We start from the raw sequence: 21384 nt of genomic DNA on the forward strand, positions 1-21384 counted from the left end.
TGAGGTGAGCACATGAAAATTATGCATTTAGGTGACTTGCATATTGGCAAGACAATTAATCAGCAAAATTTATTAGAAGAGCAATCGATATTATTGAATAGGTTGATTCAAGATATCGTGGATGCATCGATTGATGTATTAGTGATTGCTGGAGATATCTATGATCGTTCGATCCCTTCCAGGGAGGCAATGAAGGTATTTGAAACCTTTATCTATGAAGTAAACCAGGTGCAGAAAATTCCCGTATTGCTGATAAGCGGTAATCATGATAGTGCAGAACGTCTTGGCTATGGTAAGGCTTGGTATAAAGGGCATGGGATGCATATAGGTACTACAATTGATGATGCTTTGAATCCGGTCTCGATAGATGGAGTTGACTTCTATCTTGTCCCTTACGTAGAGCCGGTTGTTGCACGACACTACTTTGAAGATGATAGTATTCGCACGCATCATGATACATATAAGAGAATCATTGAACAAATTGAACAGCATCTCAATGAAGATAGAACAAATATCTTAGTGAGCCATCTATTTGTCGCAGGAGGGAAGACAACTGAGTCCGAAAGAGAGATTATCGTCGGTACGATAGAGAATGTCTCCCTAAATCTTTTTGATGCATTCGATTATGTGATGCTCGGACATCTTCATACACCAGATGCGATACGTGATGAAAAAGTATTCTATAGTGGGAGTATCATGAAATATTCGTTCGATGAAGTGCATCAAAGAAAGGGTTACAGAATCTTTGATCTTAAAAAGCAACAGGTCAGCTTTATTACACTGTCACCCCCGAGAGATCTGGAATATGCTACTGGAACATTTGAAGATGCGATTAAAATGAAGTTAGCTGTAGATAGAAATTCATATTTAAAGCTTGAGTTAAGTGACATGGAGCATATCAATGATCCAATGTTCAAGCTTAAGCAAGTATATCCGTATCTATTAGAATTAAAGCCGATGATAAATAATAGGGATATTCAATATAAACAAAGAGAAGTACAGCAGCTCTCACATTTGGAACTTGTCAAACAGTTTTATCTAGATATGACAGATAGTAAGATGGATGAAACACAGACGTTATTAATAGAACAGCTTATTAATGAAAGTAGGTTAATGGATGAGACCGATTAAGTTAGAGATTCAGCATTTTGGACCATTTAAAAATAAAACGATCGACTTCAAGCAGCTGAAAAACCATACACTTTTTCTTATTAGTGGTAAGACAGGGTCAGGAAAGACTACCATTTTTGATGCGATGATGTATGCACTTTATGGCACGGCGTCCACTTCTTCCAGGAACTATAAGGCAATGAGAAATAAACATGCATACGATGAAGATGAGACGGTGATTAAATTTCAATTTTCGATTAAAGATAAACAATTTTTAATTATTCGTAATCTACCACACATAAAGGCAGGAAATAAGACACCGATCACTTCTAGATTAGAAGTTTATGAAATCGATGAGAATAAAAAGCGTTTAATCAGTACCAATAAAAAGACCGAGACAAACCAGCTGATTGTAGATATCGTCAAGCTGCAGGCAGACCAGTTTAGACAAATCCTTATACTGCCCCAAGGGGAATTCAAAAATTTTCTTGTATCAGATAGCGAAAGCAAGAATGAGATATTAAGAACATTGTTCGATACGAAGCATCTTGAGCTGATGGTCAAGCGATTAAAGGAGAATGTTGATGATAAAATCGATGCTATAAGAATGAAGGAAAAAGAGATCGAATTCCATATACAGCAGCTCGGTGTCGGGTTTCCGCCATATATGGTTACTTACGACGAACAGATCCGTACAGCTAACTTGTATTACGAAGCGTCACAAAAGGTCTTTTCGCAGAACGTATCAGAATTAAATGATAAATCAAATGAACTGAAGCTTAAAGGAGACGCCTTGAAAGCGGCGGAGATATTAAATAATAAGATACAATCTGTCAAGCAGCATAAACATCAGCTAGCAATGTTATATGAACAGCGTGAAGAAATAGAGAATACACAAAAAACGGTTCAGCAACTCGTGCAGTTCGAATCCTACCTTTCCTGTATCAGTCAGCTGGAGGACTTAAAGAAAGGTGATGCGCATTTAAGAGAGCAAATAAAGGATGAAGAACAACAGATTAATGAAAATAAGAATAAGCTTCAGCAACTGAAAAGTGCATTAAACGAAGTTATGCAAGATGATGAAGAAATGAAGCGGCTCAATCATCAATTAATAGAACAGGAAAGATTTGTCGATGAAAAATACCAAGGTCTAGAAGAAGATGTCAATACGCTAAATGAACTGAAAAATGAAACGACAGCATTGAGCGATAAGCTATCAAGTACACATCAAGCAAATGAGACCATTCAAAGTTCCCTAGAAGCGTTGATTCAAGAAAAGACAAAATTATATGAAGAAAAGGTGAAGCTTCAGAATCATATTCGTGATAATGAAACGATTATCTCATTGATCAACGAATATGATTCACATTATAAAGCATTGCAAGCGATTAAAGAAAATAAGGACATGCTAACAGAAGAACTATTGTCATGTGAATCACTTATCGAACGTTTTAATTTCGGAGATGATCTGCTGGATATTGATGCAGTGGACTCTATTCGTGCACAATTGAAAATAGGTCAAAATTGTCCGGTGTGTAATCATATCGTCACCGAGAAAACGGATGGTGTTCATCATGAATACCATAACCTTGTACAAAGAAGGATGACGTTGTCACGTGAACAAGAGGCCAATGCAACTAAGATAGAGTGGATTGAAGCATTGATGAAGGCAATCACCGATAAGTTACTTGCATATGAGCAGTTTAAAGTTACTTATAAACATGAAGATATGCAAAATACTGGTGAACTGCTTATTCATGAACAAGAGATGTTAACGCAGAAACTTGAAACGCTCAATGACCATTTAAATCATATCGATCACGAGTACGAGGACCTGAGTAATGAACTTAAAAATAACAAAGCATCCATTATCTCCTTAAAAGACGCTATCGATGCAAATGAGAAAAAAATAATTGAACTCAATGATGAAAAAGAGAGATATCATACATTTGTATCATTCACAGGTTTTGAGAATTATGATGAATTCAAGGCTCAGTTTGATGAGAAAAGGAATCTCTATAAAGATTATGATAGACATCTGAATAAACTAAACGAAATGATAGTCTCTTGTTCAGAACTAATTCGATCAAAAGAGAATATTGTTGATAAGTATAATACGCATCTTATATATAACGAAAAATTATTAAGCCAGTTAGAATCAACGAAAAATTCGTTTCATATATCAGATAAAATAGTGGATGAATATATGGATAAAGATATAGAGCAGGAAATAGAAGCTTTGCAGATTACTGTTGAAAGCTATTATAAAGATATGCATTTCCATGAAAATACGATAAAGTCTTTGGAGGATCTGATAGGCGGAGAAAAAGCTCCTGATATTGAAATGCTGACAACTGAATACGCCGAGCTATCGTCTAAAGTAAAAGCGTTTGAACAAGCAATCAATGATGAACGTAGTCAGTTAAAGCTGATGAACAATATCATAATGCAGCTGGAAGTATTACATAGCAGTTATGTCAAGCAGATGGAGGATATAGGTTCTGAGATCAGACTTTTCGAAGTACTGAACGGAAAGAACACTTTAAAACTATCGATCGAAAATTATGTGCTCGTATACTATCTGGAACAAATACTTCTATTAGCTAATGAAAGGTTACTTCAGATGACCCATAACCGATACAAGCTCGTAAGGAAAAAGGAGGTTCACTCCAGAAAGAAAAGCGGGCTTGAAATTGAAGTCTTTGATTATCACACAAATAATGTGAGGGATATTACAACGCTTTCTGGCGGTGAAACATTTATCGCCTCTTTATCATTAGCGCTTGGCCTAAGTGATTATGTTATGCAGATTTCAGGTGGAATCAATCTGGAGTCAGTGTTCATTGATGAAGGCTTCGGAACGTTAGATAGTGACACGCTTGAGACAGCGATTGAAGTCTTGATTGAACTGCAGCAAACCGGAAAACTGATCGGTATAATTAGTCATGTACAATCACTCCAGGAAAGTATGCCTGCGATATTAAAGGTTGAATCAGATGGTTTTAACAGCGATACAGAATTTCAGTTGAAGTAATTGTAACAACTATGTCAAATTTATATGAAGTATGGACTTTTAATTGATAGTAAGTTTGCTATAGTATTATATGGATACATAAGGAGGTTACTATGAAGCAGTTAAATGTTCTCTTAATATTATTTTTAGCATTAGTAGTATCAGCGTGCAGTAATTCAAGATTAGAACCAAAGTCTTTATATGGCAATACAATGACTGAGTTCAGTGGAACGGATGAAACCGGTAAGTCAATTTCAAATAAAGATCTCAAAGGAAAAGTATGGCTGGTTGATTTTATCTTTACTAACTGTGAAACAGTCTGTCCACCCATGACTTATAATATGAGTCAGGTTGTGGATCAGCTTGAGAAGGATGGCATCAGTCATGATGATTATGGCATCATCAGCTTTAGTGTCGATCCTAAGAAAGATACGCCAAAGAAACTTAGTGACTATATCAATCAGCATAATCCTCCAAAAGGGATTTGGAAAGCTGTGACACAGTATGATGAGAAGTTTATCAGACAGTTTGCAGAAGAGAACTTCAAAACTATCGTAGTTCCACCTACAGCCAATAACTCACAGGCTACACATGGTACATCGTTTTATCTTGTTGATCAAAATGGGATGATAATAAAAGATTATGCGGGAAAAGATACTGGAGATAAAAAATTTCCGAAGTCAGAAATTGTGGAAGACGTTAAAACGATGATTGAAGAAGGACCGTATAAAAAATAAAAAAACTTCACCATGATGGTGAAGTTTTTTTATTTGGAGCGTAATAAGTCTCTGATTTCAGTTAATAGCACGGTATTCTCTTCGACTGCTTCTTCAACTTCTTCAACTTCGCTCTTACGCATAATCTTGTTGATAAGTTTAATGAATAAGAAGATTGCACCTGCAACGATTAAGAAATCCACGATTGATTGAATGAAGACACCGTATTTGATTCCTTCTGCTAGATTTAGTTTACATTGTAACATTTTAAAAATCAATTCATTTTCATAAATTATTTATAGTTGCCTACTTTAAAAATTAGATTTTGAAAAAACGTTTCTATTTGTGTAATTAATTATTGTTTGTTATACTTAGAACTGTTTTTTAAAATTTTAATTCGGAAGGAGTATTTTATGACATCAGGAAAAAAATTGACACCTGTATTTTTTATTGCGTTATCACTTGTAATCATTACTGTTTTGTTAGGTGTAATAAGTCCATCAGGATTTGGTGATGTTACGAGCCAGATTAATGTATTTATTACAAAATATTTCGGTTGGTATTATGTAATGATTACATCTGTATTTGTATTTGCCTGCTTGTTTCTAATTCTTAGCCCTATCGGTAAACTAAAATTAGGTAAACCATCAGATAAACCAGAATTTAGTACAATATCCTGGTTTGCGATGTTATTTAGCGCAGGTATGGGTATCGGACTCGTATTCTATGGTGCTGCAGAACCATTAAGCCACTTTATAAAATCACCGACAGCTGATGCTCAGTCAGATGAAGCGATGAAAGATGCATTTCGCTATACGTTCTTTCATTGGGGATTTCATGCATGGGCAACATACGGAATAGTCGCTTTAGGTCTTGCATACGCTCAATTCAGGAAAGGGGAAGCGGGATTATTATCGAAGACATTAAGACCATTGCTCGGCGATAGAGTAGATGGTGTTCTGGGAACAATCATTGATGTACTTGCAGTATTTGCAACTGTAGTTGGGGTTGCAGTATCATTAGGAATGGGTGCTCAGCAGATCAATGGTGGTTTACATTTCTTATTTGATGTACCAAATACAATTAATGTAAAGTTAATAATCATTGTCATTGTTACTATATTATTCTTGATGAGTGCATGGAGCGGCTTATCAAAAGGGATACAGATTTTAAGTAATATTAATATAGGGATCGCAACATTATTATTGGTTGCAGTTCTCTTTTTAGGTCCAACAGTGCTGATTATGAATATGTTTTCAACATCGCTAGGGAATTTATTACAGAACTTCTTGTCTATGAGTTTTGATGCTGCGCCTTTAGATGAGTCGAAGCGTGAGTGGATGAACAGCTGGACAATCTACTACTGGGGTTGGTGGATGAGCTGGAGTCCATTCGTTGGAATATTCATAGCACGTGTCTCTAAAGGACGCACTATTCGTGAATTTTTAATCGGTGTACTACTCGTTCCGACAATTATCAGCACACTTTGGTTTAGTGTGTTTGGTGTAAGTGGAATACAGATATTTAAAAAGTTCCCTGAAATTGGTGAACTTGCTGTTGAAACACAGCTATTCGCAATATTTGAACATATGCCTATGGCTATAGGATTATCATTATTGGCATTGCTATTAATTTGTACTTTCTTTATCACTTCAGCAGATTCAGCAACATTTGTACTAGGAATGCAATCTACAAATGGGTCACTTGAACCAGCAAACTATATTAAAGTAATATGGGGTGTGGCACAGTCAATTATTGCTGCAGTGCTTTTATATGCAGGTGGACTGAGCGCTTTACAAAGTGCCGCGATTATCGCAGCTTTTCCATTTTCATTTGTACTTATTCTGATGCTGTTATCTTTATATAAAGATGGTAATGCAGAACGTATGAGAATAGGACTGACCTTAAAACCTGATAAGAAATTCAGAAAATCATATCAAGAAAATCAAAATAACCAAAAATAATATATTAAAATACCTGTCGACAAATCAATTGTGAATTGTCGACAGGTATTTTTTATAAGTAAAACTTATAGCTAAGTATAGCTAATTTGGAATGTGATAATATTTACTTCTTATAAAATATTGATTAGAATGAATATGTAAAGGCTTTATCAATAAATAGGGGGAACACATATGAATTCAAATTTACAGCAAACTGCAAAACAGACATTTGAGTTAAACGGTAAGACTTTTACGTTTTACAGTTTAAAGTCACTAGAATCACTAGGGCTTGGAGAAGTTAAGAAACTTCCTTATTCTATCCGTGTGTTACTTGAGTCTGTTCTTCGTCAATACGATGGGCGAGTGATTAATGAAGAACATATCAAACATCTTGTCAAGTGGGGGAAGAAGAACGATCCTAATGCAGAGGTGCCATTTAAGCCATCACGTGTTATTTTACAGGATTTCACAGGAGTACCTGCTGTGGTTGATTTAGCTTCACTTCGTAAAGCGATGGATGATGTAGGTGGAGATGTCACAAAGATTAATCCTGAAGTACCGGTGGATCTTGTAATTGACCATTCTGTGCAAGTGGATGCCTATGGTAACGAAACAGCATTACAAAGAAATATGGAACTTGAATTTGCACGTAATAAAGAACGTTATCAATTTCTGAACTGGGCGACAAAAGCATTCGATAACTACCGTGCTGTACCACCAGCTACAGGTATCGTGCATCAAGTAAACTTAGAGTACTTAGCAAATGTTGTTCATGTACGTGATGTTGATGGTGAACAAGTTGCATTTCCTGATACTTTAGTAGGAACCGATTCTCATACTACAATGATTAATGGTATTGGTGTACTGGGTTGGGGTGTCGGTGGTATTGAGGCTGAAGCAGGTATGCTAGGCCAACCTTCATACTTCCCAGTACCAGAAGTAATTGGAGTTAAACTTACTGGAGAGCTTCCTGAAGGTGCAACTGCAACTGATTTAGCTTTACGTGTAACGCAGGAGTTACGTAAAAAAGGTGTAGTAGGAAAATTTGTTGAATTCTTTGGTCCGGGTGTAGTGAATTTACCGCTTGCAGACCGTGCGACAATTGCCAATATGGCACCGGAATATGGTGCGACATGTGGTTTCTTCCCTGTTGATGAAGAAGCGCTAAATTATATGCGTTTGACTGGTCGTGATGAAGCACATATCGAGCTCGTTAAAGAGTATTTAGTGAAGAATGAGATGTTCTTTACGACAGATAAAGAGGACCCGACATATACTGATACATTAAATCTTGATTTATCTACAGTTGAAGCATCTTTATCAGGACCTAAACGTCCACAAGATTTAATTAAATTAAGCAATATGAAAAAAGAATTCGTTAAATCTGTTACTGCCAAAGCTGGTAACCAAGGTCACGGCTTAGAAAAAGCTGAATTTGACAAAACTGCCACAACAACTTTAGCTGACGGAAGGTCTGTCACAATGACAACGGGTGATATTGCAATTGCAGCAATTACATCATGTACAAATACTTCAAACCCGTACGTTATGCTAGGTGCTGGCCTCGTTGCAAAAAAAGCGGTAGAGAAAGGATTACAAGTTCCTGCCTACGTAAAAACATCACTTGCACCGGGTTCAAAGGTTGTAACAGGGTATCTAGAAGATTCAGGACTTCAAACGTACTTGGATCAGCTTGGATTTAATACGGTAGGTTACGGATGTACGACATGTATCGGTAATTCTGGTCCTTTATTACCAGAAATCGAAGAGACGATTTCTAATGAAGATTTATTAGTGACATCTGTATTATCTGGGAACCGAAACTTTGAAGGACGTATCCATCCTCTGGTGAAAGCGAACTACCTTGCTTCACCGCAACTTGTTGTGGCTTATGCTTTAGCGGGTACTGTTAATATCGATCTTCAAAATGATCCAATCGGTAAAGGTCATGATGGTAAAGATGTATTCTTAAAAGATATCTGGCCGACAATTGAAGAAGTTAAAAATGAAGTAAACTCAGTAGTAACGCCAGAATTATTCCGTAAAGAATATGAGAATGTATTTAATTCAAATGAAATGTGGAATAAGATTGAATCCACTGATCAGCCGTTGTATGATTTTGATCCGACTTCAACGTATATCCAAAACCCAACATTCTTCCAGGGCTTATCAAAAGAACCAGGAAGCATTGCACCATTAAAAGATCTAGCTGTTATGGGTAAATTCGGTGACTCTGTAACAACTGACCATATTTCTCCAGCAGGTGCTATCGGTAAAGATACGCCAGCAGGGAAGTACCTACGTGAGAATGGCGTAGAAATTCGTGACTTCAACTCATATGGCTCTCGACGTGGTAACCATGAAGTTATGATGCGTGGAACATTTGCAAATATCCGTATTAAGAACCAGATTGCTCCAGGCACTGAAGGCGGATTTACAACTTACTGGCCGACAGGCGAAGTTATGCCTATCTTTGATGCCTGTATGAAATATCAAGAAGATGGTACAGGGCTTGCTGTATTAGCAGGTAATGACTACGGCATGGGATCTAGTCGTGACTGGGCTGCGAAAGGTACTAATCTTTTAGGTGTGAAAACTGTAATCGCACAAAGTTACGAGCGTATTCACCGTTCTAACTTAGTAATGATGGGTGTGTTACCTTTACAGTTCTTAAAAGGGGATTCAGCAGAAAAGTTAGGACTGGATGGCAGTGAGAAGTTCTCTGTAGATATTCATGAAGGTATTAAACCTCGTGATGAAGTTAAAGTGACAGCGGTTAAAACAGATGGTACTCAAATAGAGTTCAATGCTTTAGCTCGTTTTGATTCAGAAGTGGAGATCGATTATTATCGCCACGGTGGTATCCTCCAAATGGTACTACGAGGCAAATTAGCTGAGTAATAGGCTGGCAGGGACTTTTGTCCCTGTTTTTTTATTGAAACTGGTGTATGATAGATACAATAGTACAAATAAGGAGTCAGATGCATGCATATAACAGAAAAAGATATTGAGGTTCGATACGCTGAAACAGATAAGATGGGTGTCGTCTATCATGCGAACTATTTAATCTGGTTTGAAGTTGCAAGAACAGATTTTATAAAGAAAGCTGGATTTAGCTATCAAGCGATGGAAGATGAAGGATTAATTTCTCCGGTGGTAGATATATCGGTACAATATAGGAAATCCATTACTTATCCAGAAACAATTACCGTGAGAACATGGATTGAACGATATAGTAAGCTTAAGACCATCTATGCATACGAGATTGTTAAAGCAGATGGAACAATTGCAGCGACTGGTAAAACAACGCATGTCGTTATAAAAAGAGGCAGTGAAATCCCTATCCGACTTGATCGTTACTATCCTGAATGGCATGAGAAATTTATTGAACTTTCATCTGATGATATCAATTGATTATATAAATTAATGAAGAAAAGCTGGAATATAAAAATCCGGACACTGTGGAGAGTCTATCGTTTGACTACAGTGTTCGGATTTCTTAATTCTACATATAAAAGGAATATATTATTTTTTGAACTGTATCTTAGGCTCTGTTCCTGAAATAATTCTCTTGATATTGCTGCTGTGACGAATAATAATAAGCAGCATAATCAGAAATGAGATAATCTGCAAAATGATATCATCGAAAAATAATGTAGTAATAAAGTTTCCGATGCTCGTCAAAATACTTGTTAATGATACCATTCGTGTTGTAAACAGTAAGGTAAAGAATATTACAGCGATGATAAGGAAGACTACTGGATTCACACCAAGGATGACACCGGCACTTGTTGCCACTGCCTTTCCCCCTTTAAATTTTAAGTAGATAGGATAGACATGGCCAATTATTGCAGCGAGTCCAAACCAGATACCATGAATATCAAGGTCATATATAATCGGGAATATTGCAGGTAGAACCCCTTTTGCAACATCGAATATCGTGACAAATATTCCGGCTTTCTTACCTAATACTCGAAATGTATTGGTGGCGCCTAGATTTCCGCTACCAAACTTACGAATATCTTTGTTAAAAAATAGTTTGCCTACAATCAAACCTGTTGGAATTGCACCAAGTAGATAGGCAAGTAATAGTAATAATGCAATCTGCATAACGTTTCTCCTTTATGAGTAGCTACTAATAGTAATCCATAACTGTATCCATTATAACGCATACAAAAATAGTTGTGTAGAAAAATATAATATTAACAAATAATATTATTATGTAAACTAAAATAATAACGTTTTGTAAAGACTTGCATTTTTAAGGGTTTCATTTAAAATAATGAATGTATATAAATTTTCGAACGTATGTTTGTAGGAGGTAAGCACTTGGCAAATAATCAGTATAATGATGAATCCATTCAAGTCTTAGAAGGTCTTGAAGCAGTTAGAAAAAGACCAGGGATGTATATAGGATCTACGGATTCAAGAGGATTACATCATCTTGTATATGAAATTCTTGATAATTCAATTGACGAAGCATTGAATGGTCATGGTAATGAAATTAACGTTGTTCTCAATGCAGATGACTCTATAACAGTAACAGATAATGGGCGTGGTATGCCGACAGGACTGCATAAGACCGGTAAACCAACGCCAGAGGTAATATTTACTGTGCTGCATGCAGGAGGGAAATTTGGTCAAGGAGGCTATAAAACAACAGGAGGACTGCATGGTGTAGGTGCTTCTGTTGTTAATGCTTTGAGCAGCTGGCTTGAGGTGACGATACATAATAATGGAAAGATATTCAAGCAGCGCTTTCAAGATGGTGGCGTACCCGTTACAACGTTAGAAGAAATCGGAAAATCAAAAAAGACGGGGACGACTGTGACATTTAAACCTGACCCATCTATTTTTAAACAGACAGTTAAATTTAATTTTGATACGTTAAGTGAAAGATTACGTGAATCTGCATTTCTACTTAATAATCTCAAAATCACGATCAGTGATCTTAGAAATAATGAGGAACGTCATGAAGTGTTCTATTACGAGGATGGATTAAAAGATTTTGTCAACTTTGTCAATGAAGGCAAAGAAACGTTACATGAAGTTGCGAAGTTTAGCGGTAAGTCACATGATATTGAAGTTGAAGTTGCATTCCAGTTTAACGATCAATACTCAGAGACTATTCTGTCATTTGTTAATAACGTGAGAACGAAGGATGGCGGGACACATGAGGTTGGAATGAAGACCGCTATCACACGAGTATTTAATGAATATGCCAGAAAGATCGGAGAGTTGAAAGCTAAGGATAAGAATCTGGATGGTAATGATATTCGTGAAGGGATGACCGCGATCATTTCGGTTAAGATTCCCGAAAATTTACTCCAGTTTGAAGGGCAGACGAAATCGAAGCTTGGAACGAGTGAAGCACGTAGTGCAGTGGATGGTGTATTGAGCGAACAACTTCCGTTCTATTTTGAGGAAAACGGAGTACTAAGTCAGAAATTAGTGAAGAAAGCGGTAAAAGCAGCTCAGGCAAGAGATGCTGCACGTAAAGCGCGTGAAGAAGCGCGAAATGGTAAGAAGAATAAACGTAAAGAAACATTATTGTCAGGTAAACTCACACCTGCACAGAGTAAGGATACGAGTCGTAACGAGCTTTACCTTGTCGAAGGAGATTCAGCAGGTGGTTCTGCTAAACTCGGGCGTGATCGTAAGTTTCAGGCGATACTTCCGTTACGTGGTAAAGTTATCAATACAGAAAAAGCAAAGCTCGAAGATATTCTAAAGAATGAAGAAATTAGTACCATTATTCATACGATTGGTGCAGGGGTCGGAAATGATTTTGAAATTAAAGATGCAAACTATGACAAAATCATTATAATGACCGATGCTGACACAGATGGTGCACATATTCAGGTGCTGCTTCTGACGTTCTTCTTTAAATATATGAAACCTTTGATTGATGCCGGCAAAGTTTATATTGCGTTACCACCGTTGTATAAAGTTTCTAAAGGTAAAGGGAAGAACGAAGTCATTGAATATGCCTGGACAGACGATGAACTTAAAGGAGTTCAAAAGAAGGTAGGTAAGGGCTTTATTCTACAGCGATATAAAGGACTTGGAGAAATGAATGCAGATCAACTGTGGGATACTACGATGAATCCTGAAACGAGAACATTAATTCGTGTTGAAATAAATGACGAACTTAGAAGTGCTAAACGTGTTTCCACATTAATGGGAGATAAGGTTGAACCGCGACGTGACTGGATTGAACGCCATGTTGAGTTCGGTATGCAGGAAGATGTAAGCATTCTGGAAAACGATGAAGTCGAACGTTTAACAGAAATAGAGGATATCGAAACAATTCAGGATGATGAAAAGGGTGAGGATAATGAATGAGAATATACAAAGTCTTCCACTTGAAGATGTAATCGGTGATCGTTTTGGTCGCTATAGTAAATATATTATACAGGATCGGGCGATTCCGGATGTACGTGATGGGCTTAAGCCAGTTCAACGTCGTATTTTATTTGCGATGTATGCAGAAGGCAATACATATGATAAGAACTACAGAAAAAGTGCGAAAACGGTTGGTAATGTTATCGGAAACTATCATCCTCACGGAGATACATCTGTTTATGATGCGATGGTCCGTATGAGTCAGGACTGGAAACTGAGACATGTCCTTGTTGAGATGCATGGTAATAACGGAAGTATCGATAATGATCCACCTGCAGCGATGCGTTATACTGAAGCTAAGTTATCTAAGCTTGCTAACATCTTGCTTGAAGATATTAATAAAGAGACGGTTGATTTTGTACAGAACTTTGATGATACTGCGATGGAGCCGATGGTATTACCGGCAAACTACCCGAATCTACTCGTTAATGGATCAACTGGTATTTCAGCTGGATATGCTACGGATATACCCCCACACAATCTGGATGAAGTGATTAATGCGACATTAAAGGTCATAGATAAACCGAATATATCTACTGATGAAATAATGAAGGTGCTGCCGGGACCGGATTTCCCGACGGGCGGCATAATAATGGGGAAATCAGGTATCAAACAGGCATACGAGACAGGAAGAGGTAAGATACAGGTTCGTGGGAAAGTAGATATTGAAAAATTACGTGGTGGGAGAGAAGAGATTATTATCTCAGAAATTCCATTTGAAGTGAATAAGAGTAACCTTGTTAAGCGCATTGATGAACTGCGTGCAGATAAGAAGGTCGACGGTATTATCGAGGTGCGTGATGAAACGGATCGAAATGGTTTGCGGATTGCTATCGAGTTGAAGAAGGATGCAAATAGTGAAGGCATTCTTAATTTCCTTTATAAAAATACGGACCTACAGATTGCATATAACTTCAATATGGTAGCAATCAGTGATCGCCGACCGAAACTGCTAGGGGTCCGTGATATGCTTAACAGTTTTATCAGTCATCAAAAAGAAGTTGTTACAAGACGCAGTCAATATGACTATGATCACGCTGAGAAGCGTATGCATATTGTTGAGGGATTGATGAAAGCACTTTCGATATTAGATCAGGTAATTGAAGTCATCCGTAATTCGTCAAATAAAGCTGATGCAAAACACAACTTGATACATGAGTTTAATTTTACTGAAGCACAGGCTGAAGCAATCGTTATGCTGCAACTTTATCGATTAACCAATACAGATATTGTGGCATTAGAAGCAGAACATGAAGCATTAAAAGATAGACTCAAGCAGTTATCACTTATATTGAATGATGAGACGCATCTGAAAAAAGTGATCAAAAAAGAATTAAAAGCAATCCAAAAAGAATTTAAAGAAGAGCGCCTGAGTCAGATTGAAGAAAAAATTGCAGAAATTAAGATTTCTAAGGAAATCCTTGTTCCTAATGAAGAAACAGTAATCAGTATTACAAAGGAAGGTTATATAAAGCGCACATCTCCACGTAGTTTTAATGCTAGTGGTGTAACCGATATTGGTATGAAAGAAGACGATCAGTTACTGGCTTATCATGAAAGCAATCTGCAGCATATAACGTTAGTATTTACAGATAAAGGACGATATATGTATATTCCAAATCATCAGTTGCCTGAAATCAGATGGAAAGATCTTGGAACGCATATTTCTCAGATTGTACCAATAGATAGCGATGAGCGTGTGATTCATATGATTACCGTCACTGACTTCAATTCAGAGGCGAAAATTTTAGCCGCTACAAGAAATGGTATGATAAAGTTATCTTCGTTGAAGGACTTTGAAGTTACAAGATATTCTAGACCACTCATCAATATGAAGCTAAAAGGTAATGATGTTGTGAATACTATCCATGTAGTAACAGGCAGTGAACATATTCTTGTCGTTACGAAGCAAGGCATGAGTCTGCATTATTCATTAACTGAACTTAATGATACAGGACTTAAAGCTGCAGGTGTTAAATCAATCAATCTTAAAGATGATGATGTTGTCATAACAACGGAAATCATCTATCCAGAAAGTTCATTGCTGATTGCGACACAACGAGGTGCAATGAAAAAAATGGATATTCAATTATTTGAAGAAGCTAAGCGTGCCCAACGTGGTTTAATGATACTGAAAGAATTAAAAAGTAATCCTCACCATATTATCGGTGCATACATCATCACTGAAGATATGGCATATACACTCGTATCGGAACACCATGAGAAACATGGAAAAACAAAAGCAATCAGAAAAACAGATCGTTACACTAATGGCAGCTTTATCATCGATGAGAAAGATTTTGGTAAAGTCGTTAAACTTTATATAAATTCTGTAGATTTATAATGTTTGTGTAGACCCTTTCATTATCTATGGTAAAATAGTTTTAGTTTTATTTTACTTTGAATAGTGGAGGGTTTTTATTTTGAATATATCAAAAGTAAATTTTGATGCGTGGATACCGGAATGGTTTAAGATGATAGTATCTACCGGAAATGATATGATTTGGTCACAATTTTTAATTGGATTATTATTGCTTGCTGGCTTTTTCTTTAGTTTAAGTTCTAGATTCATACAGCTTCGCTGGTTACCAGAGATGTTTAGAGTCATCGGTGAGAAACCAGAGACATTGGAAGATGGACAAAAAGGCATATCTTCCTTCCAGGCGTTTGCTATTAGTGCAGCGAGTCGAGTAGGGACCGGAAATATTGCAGGTGTTGCCACTGCTATTGTTCTTGGTGGACCTGGGGCCGTATTCTGGATGTGGGTTATTGCTTTTTTTGGTGCAGCAAGCGCATTCTTTGAGGCGACGTTAGCACAAGTTTATAAGGTTAAAGATGAAAATGGTGGTTTCCGTGGGGGTCCCGCTTATTATATGGAATATGGTCTTGGACAAAAATGGTTAGGGGCAACATTCGCCATTTTAATTACGATTACATTTGCATTTGTCTTTAATACTGTGCAATCAAATACGATTGCCGAAAGTTTAAATACACAGTATGATACACCTGCATGGATCACAGGATTAATTCTAGCAATCATTACAGCCATCGTAATTTTTGGTGGTGTACGATGGATTGCAAATGTATCTTCAACTATCGTTCCTATCATGGCAATTTTTTATATTCTGCTTGTGCTCTTTATTTTAATAATGCATATTGGTGATGTAATTCCCATGATAATCAGTATTATTAAAGGTGCATTCGGTATGGAACAGGCATTTGGCGGTGCATTAGGTTTTACAATCATGCAGGGGATTAAGCGTGGATTATTCTCAAATGAAGCTGGTATGGGATCAGCTCCTAATGCTGCTGCAACGGCTGCTGTCAGTCATCCAGTGAAACAAGGTCTAATTCAGTCGTTAGGTGTATTCTTTGATACGATGATTGTATGTACTGCAACTGCGATTATGATCTTATTATACTCAGGATTAGAGTTTGGGGAAAAAGCGCCACAAGGTGTGGCCGTTACACAAGCGGCCCTTAATAATCATGTCGGTAGTTTCGGTGGTTTCTTCCTGACAGTAGCTGTATTCTTATTTGCGTATTCATCAGTTATCGGTAACTATTATTATGGTCAATCAAATATTGAATATTTAACAAAGAATAAAGTGATCATGTTTATTTTCAGATCGTTTGTTGTAGTTATGGTATTTTTTGGTGCTGTCATTAAAGTGGAGACGGTCTGGGCAACTGCAGACTTGTTTATGGGACTTATGGCAATCTTAAATATAACTGCGATTATCGGTTTAGCACATGTTGTATTTGAAGTTGCTAAAGATTATGGAGAACAGCGTAAGAAAGGACTTAATCCTGTATTTAGAACAGAGAATGTCAGGGCTGATCTATCCGATGTCGAGACTTGGGGAGATAACCCGTATCATTTTAAAGATAAAGAAATAAATCATAAATAAAATACTAAGCTGCAGCTGCAGCTTAGTATTTTTATTTGAAAAGGTTCGCTATCCAGTCGATTATAGACTGGATGAAGTTCATGATCTTATCCCAGAACCCTTCATCTTTTAAAGTATTATTAATATTATTACCAAGTTCTTTTGCTTTATCTGTAGCTTTTTTAAAGCCTTCAGAATTTTTGATATCATCGACATAGTTTTTTGTGCCTTCAATAAATTTATCTTTATTTTCACCACTGAAGACGCCGTTGTTTTGTGCATTTTCTATAAAGTTAACAATGATATTGATCTGATTGTCATTGATGATATTCGTCAGGCCATTATTCTCGATCTTCTGAATAACAATATTTTTGATTTCTGTCGCATCTAGATTCGCACCTTGCTTTGCAATCTCTGCTTTCGCTTCAGCAATCGCTTTATTGAGCTGTTCTTGAGAGTAACCATCGACACCTGTATTTTGTTCGTTAATATTAGAGATAGAATTAAGTTCATCCTGAGCTACTTGTGTCTTCGACTGATCGATTGGCTCACCTTGTGCTTCGAATGCTTTATAGACACCAGCGAGTGCACTTTCACCAGTAACGTCTTCAGCGGCTGCAATGGTAACATCAGCATCTGTTACACCTGCTGTAAGTAAAGCATTCTTATAAGTATCTTCAGTTATTTTAGTGATTTTACCGGCAGATTGGTTTATATTTAAAGTAAGACCACTACCAGCAGATAGCTTTTTGATACGAATACTAGACTTTAATACATCGTTACTTGATTGCAGATTTAAGTACTTTCCTAGGTCTTCAGCATAGACATACGTTGTTTTATCCTGAGCATCCGTTTCAAGCAGTTCACTCGTCTTACCTTTAAGGGCACTATTTTGTTCTAATGCTGCACCATACACTGTCACTGCTTCAGACCACGCTTCTTGCGTCACCGCTTGGGCACGCTGAGGGATCATCAGCATTAAAGAAAGAAAGGCTGTTAATATTAAAATAATGAGTTTTTTCATATATAATCCTCCTGATAATTTATATATATTTAGTATATACCTTTATATTATCATGAGCATGTTTATTGTGATATAGGTCTTTGGAATGAGGTGTTATTTTGAAATATCATGTGTTGAAAGTTTTGAATAATAATGTTGTGATAACTGAAGGCGATGAGGGAGAAACGATCCTGATAGGTAAAGGTATAGGTTTTGGTAAGAAAAGTGGGGCAGTTCTAAAGGATAGCGAGCTTGAACATATTGAGAAGATCTTCAAACTTAAGTCATCTTCTGAGCAGGAAAGATATAAGTCTTTATTGACCTTAACTAATGATGAGGTAATCCAGACGGTCATAGAAGTAATTGAATTCATCGATCATAAAACGAATGGAGAGATGAATGATAATATTCTTTTATCTCTTACGGATCATATTATCTTTGCATTGAAACGTTATCAGGAAGGAATCATTGTGGCCAATCCGTTCCTGAAAGAAACTGAAAGTCTATACAGACAGGAGTTTCTGATTGCTGAACAGGTCGTAGCGATGCTGAATGACAGACTGCAGGTCCAATTCCCGAAGACAGAAGTCGGTTTTATTGCTTTGCATATCCATTCGTCGGTGAACAATCACTCGTTAAGAGATATGCGTCTGATGACTGAAGTTGTGCAAAATGCTATTACAATTATAGAGCAGGACTTAAAGGTTATTGTGGATAAAGATTCCATTACATATTCAAGATTTTTAAGACATATTACATTTACTGTGCAACGTGTGATGTCTGATGAGAGGATGCCGGAACAAAAAACATTAGAAAGCCTATTGAAACAGCAGTATCCTCTGTGTTATAATACTTCTGTAAAGATCGTAAAGATGATGCAGACTTATTTAAATAAGCCTGTCTATGATTCGGAATTGGTATATCTTACGATGCATATTCAAGCATTTAATACTGAAGTCGATAACGTGTAACTGATAATGCAGGCATGAGTTGTCACTGGTACTTAGGGACTGGTGTATACTCATGCCTTTTTATATGTGACACTGCATCACTTTACATCAAAAACTATTTAGGAGGAATACAATATGTGGAAAACGTTTCTCGGTCAATTACAACGTATCGGTAAAGCACTGATGCTTCCGGTGGCATTATTACCAGCTGCAGGAATACTGCTTGCATTTGGTAACGCAATGCATAATGAACAACTTGTTCAGATAGCACCATGGTTAGATAATGGATTCTTTGTAATGCTATCAGGTATTATGGAAAGTGCTGGACAGGTTATTTTTGATAATTTACCTTTATTATTTGCGATTGGTACAGCGCTAGGGTTAGCAGGTGGTGATGGTGTTGCTGGACTTGCTGCATTAGTAGGTTATTTAATTATGAATGCTACTATCGGTAAGTTTATGGGAATTACTATCGATGATATTTTCAGCTATGCTGAAGGGGCGAAGACACTAGGGCAATCCGCTAAAGAACCGGCAAACGCTTTAATTTTAGGCATACCAACCCTTCAAACAGGTGTATTTGGCGGAATTATTATGGGTGCGGTTGCTGCATGGTGCTATAATAAGTTTTACAATATTAATATGCCTGCTTTCTTAGGGTTTTTCGCTGGTAAACGATTCGTGCCAATCATTACTTCAGTGATGGCAATCATTGTGGGTGCGATTCTAGCGATTATCTGGCCACCAATTCAAGGCGGTTTAAATACATTGTCTGAATTCTTATTGAATAAAAACTTAGTATTAACGACCTTTATTTTTGGTGTCATTGAACGTGCTTTAATTCCATTTGGATTACATCATATTTTCTATGCGCCATTCTGGTTTGAATTCGGAAATTACACAAATGCTGCCGGTAACTTAGTGCGTGGTGATCAAAGTATATGGATGGCACAAATGAAAGATGGCGTTCCATTTACAGCAGGTATGTTTACTACTGGTAAATACCCATTTATGATGTTCGGATTACCAGCTGCTGCTTATGCTATTTATCGTCAGGCACGTCCAGAACGCAAGAAAGTTGTAGGAGGATTAATGCTATCTGCAGCTTTAACATCATTCTTAACAGGTATTACAGAACCACTAGAGTTCTCATTCTTATTCGTTGCTCCAATTCTTTATGCAATACACGTATTACTTGCAGGAACATCGTTCTTAATCATGCATTTATTACATGTTAAGATTGGTATGACCTTCTCAGGTGGGTTTATCGATTATACACTTTTTGGATTATTGAATTATGATAGAACTAATGCACTATTGGTTATCCCTGTAGGCCTTGTATATGCAGTTGTTTACTATCTATTGTTCACTTTTGCAATTAAGAAATTTAATTTAAAAACACCAGGAAGAGAAGTTGAAGAAACAGTTAACAAAGCTTCAGAAACCTCTGAACTTCCATTCCACGTGCTTGATGCAATGGGCGGTAAAGAGAACATCAAGCATCTAGACGCTTGTATTACAAGACTTAGAGTTGAAGTAAACGATAAGTCCAAAGTGGATGTCGGTGAGTTAAAAGCGTTAGGTGCAGCTGGTGTGTTAGAAGTAGGAAACAATATGCAGGCAATCTTTGGACCTAAGTCAGATCAGATTAAACATGATATGGCCAGAATCATTTCAGGTGACATAACACGTCCAGAACAAACGACTGTCACTGAAGAGATGAATCCGGTGAAAGCTGAAGAACAAATCGAAGCTGTACCAGCAGCAGCGGATCATATTGTATATGCGCCGATTACTGGTGAGGTGGTAGATTTATCTCAAGTACCAGATCAAGTATTTAGTCAGAAGCTAATGGGAGATGGGGTTGCAATCATACCTTCTATCGGTGAAGTAGTAGCACCATTCGATGGCGTTGTGAAGATGGATTTCCCGACGAAACATGCAATAGGACTTGAAGATGAGAACGGTCTTGAAGTTTTAATTCATTTTGGATTGGAAACTGTTGGATTAAAAGGCAACGGATTTGAAATGCTCGTAGCGCCTGGTGATAAAATCACTAAAGGTCAGTCGTTGTTAAAAGTAGATCTGGATTATATCAGAGCGAATGCGGACAGTGATATTACCCCAATCATCTTCACTAATTTGAATAATCAAATGATTCATGATGTCAATTATGGAAAAATTCAATCTGGTGAACGTTTACTTTCAGTTAAATAAGTAAAATCAAGGAACATCTGTAACGATGTTCCTTGATTTTTTTTGTTATATATGGTTAAATTTCTTTATATATATAATAAATTATTATAAATATATTATGTAAACTATAGATATATAGATAAAATAATATATTACAT

General features: G+C 36.9%; 14 protein-coding genes. 11 read left to right on the forward strand and 3 right to left on the reverse strand.

Annotated elements, in window-relative coordinates:
* Positions 1 to 12 precede the first annotated feature (12 nt).
* The 3 genes from CD152_RS04030 to CD152_RS04040 all read left to right on the forward strand — a co-directional run bounded on the left by CD152_RS04030 (position 13) and on the right by CD152_RS04040 (position 4860).
* A complete protein-coding gene (locus CD152_RS04030; RefSeq protein ID WP_101140610.1) occupies positions 13 to 1131 on the forward strand; it encodes an exonuclease SbcCD subunit D in 1119 nt (372 codons plus the stop codon).
* Positions 1118 to 4144, forward strand: coding sequence for an AAA family ATPase (locus CD152_RS04035; RefSeq protein WP_103214430.1), 3027 nt, complete (start codon positions 1118 to 1120; stop codon positions 4142 to 4144). Before CD152_RS04030 ends, CD152_RS04035 begins: the two co-directional genes overlap by 14 nt.
* Positions 4145 to 4236: 92 nt before the next feature.
* Positions 4237 to 4860: an SCO family protein gene (locus CD152_RS04040; RefSeq protein ID WP_101140608.1), complete on the forward strand. Its 624-nt coding sequence runs from the start codon at positions 4237 to 4239 to the stop codon at positions 4858 to 4860.
* A 29-nt stretch (positions 4861 to 4889) separates the two neighbouring features.
* On the opposite strand, the gene CD152_RS04045 is transcribed toward CD152_RS04040, so the two are convergent.
* Positions 4890 to 5105, reverse strand: coding sequence for an MscL family protein (locus CD152_RS04045; RefSeq protein WP_269669163.1), 216 nt, complete (start codon positions 5103 to 5105; stop codon positions 4890 to 4892).
* Between the two features lie 147 nt (positions 5106 to 5252).
* On the opposite strand from CD152_RS04045, the gene CD152_RS04050 reads away from it, so the two are divergent.
* The 3 genes from CD152_RS04050 (at position 5253) to CD152_RS04060 (ending at position 10196) form a co-directional block, all read left to right on the forward strand.
* Positions 5253 to 6803, forward strand: coding sequence for a glycine betaine uptake BCCT transporter (locus CD152_RS04050; RefSeq protein ID WP_101140607.1), 1551 nt, complete (start codon positions 5253 to 5255; stop codon positions 6801 to 6803).
* Positions 6804 to 6974: 171 nt separating this feature from the next.
* Complete coding sequence (gene acnA / locus CD152_RS04055) at positions 6975 to 9683, forward strand: aconitate hydratase AcnA (protein ID WP_101140606.1); 2709 nt, start codon at positions 6975 to 6977, stop codon at positions 9681 to 9683.
* An 84-nt stretch (positions 9684 to 9767) separates the two neighbouring features.
* Entirely contained in the window at positions 9768 to 10196 is a 429-nt protein-coding gene (locus tag CD152_RS04060) for an acyl-CoA thioesterase (RefSeq protein ID WP_103214431.1), read from the forward strand.
* A gap of 111 nt (positions 10197 to 10307) precedes the next feature.
* Here the strand turns inward: CD152_RS04060 and plsY are convergent, their stop codons facing one another.
* Positions 10308 to 10892: a glycerol-3-phosphate 1-O-acyltransferase PlsY gene (gene plsY, locus CD152_RS04065; RefSeq protein ID WP_099483093.1), complete on the reverse strand. Its 585-nt coding sequence runs from the start codon at positions 10890 to 10892 to the stop codon at positions 10308 to 10310.
* Positions 10893 to 11090: 198 nt separating this feature from the next.
* Between plsY and parE the strand changes: the two genes are divergently transcribed.
* The 3 genes from parE to alsT all read left to right on the forward strand — a co-directional run bounded on the left by parE (position 11091) and on the right by alsT (position 17098).
* Complete coding sequence (gene parE, locus CD152_RS04070; RefSeq protein ID WP_101140605.1) at positions 11091 to 13127, forward strand: DNA topoisomerase IV subunit B; 2037 nt, start codon at positions 11091 to 11093, stop codon at positions 13125 to 13127.
* Positions 13120 to 15531: a DNA topoisomerase IV subunit A gene (gene parC, locus CD152_RS04075; protein WP_101143227.1), complete on the forward strand. Its 2412-nt coding sequence runs from the start codon at positions 13120 to 13122 to the stop codon at positions 15529 to 15531. Before parE ends, parC begins: the two co-directional genes overlap by 8 nt.
* 130 nt (positions 15532 to 15661) lie before the next feature.
* The gene (gene alsT, locus CD152_RS04080) at positions 15662 to 17098 is read left to right on the forward strand and encodes a glutamine transporter AlsT (protein ID WP_050742474.1); all 1437 of its coding nucleotides are present in this window, start codon (positions 15662 to 15664) and stop codon (positions 17096 to 17098) included.
* A 31-nt stretch (positions 17099 to 17129) separates the two neighbouring features.
* Here alsT and CD152_RS04085 read toward each other — a convergent pair whose 3' ends face one another.
* On the reverse strand, positions 17130 to 18101 hold the full coding sequence (locus tag CD152_RS04085; protein ID WP_103214432.1) for a DUF1002 domain-containing protein: 972 nt from the start codon (positions 18099 to 18101) through the stop codon (positions 17130 to 17132).
* A gap of 98 nt (positions 18102 to 18199) precedes the next feature.
* Between CD152_RS04085 and glcT the strand changes: the two genes are divergently transcribed.
* Both glcT and ptsG read left to right on the forward strand, forming a co-directional pair.
* Positions 18200 to 19051 (forward strand): glucose PTS transporter transcription antiterminator GlcT, encoded by an 852-nt coding sequence (glcT, locus tag CD152_RS04090; protein WP_181451684.1) that lies wholly within the window; start codon positions 18200 to 18202, stop codon positions 19049 to 19051.
* Positions 19052 to 19165: 114 nt separating this feature from the next.
* Positions 19166 to 21247, forward strand: a complete 2082-nt coding sequence (gene ptsG, locus CD152_RS04095) for a glucose-specific PTS transporter subunit IIBC (protein WP_103214433.1) — start codon at positions 19166 to 19168, stop codon at positions 21245 to 21247.
* Positions 21248 to 21384: the final 137 nt, after the last annotated feature.

Source organism: Macrococcoides caseolyticum (assembly GCF_002902665.1).
Taxonomy (GTDB): Bacteria; Bacillota; Bacilli; order Staphylococcales; family Staphylococcaceae; genus Macrococcoides; species Macrococcoides caseolyticum.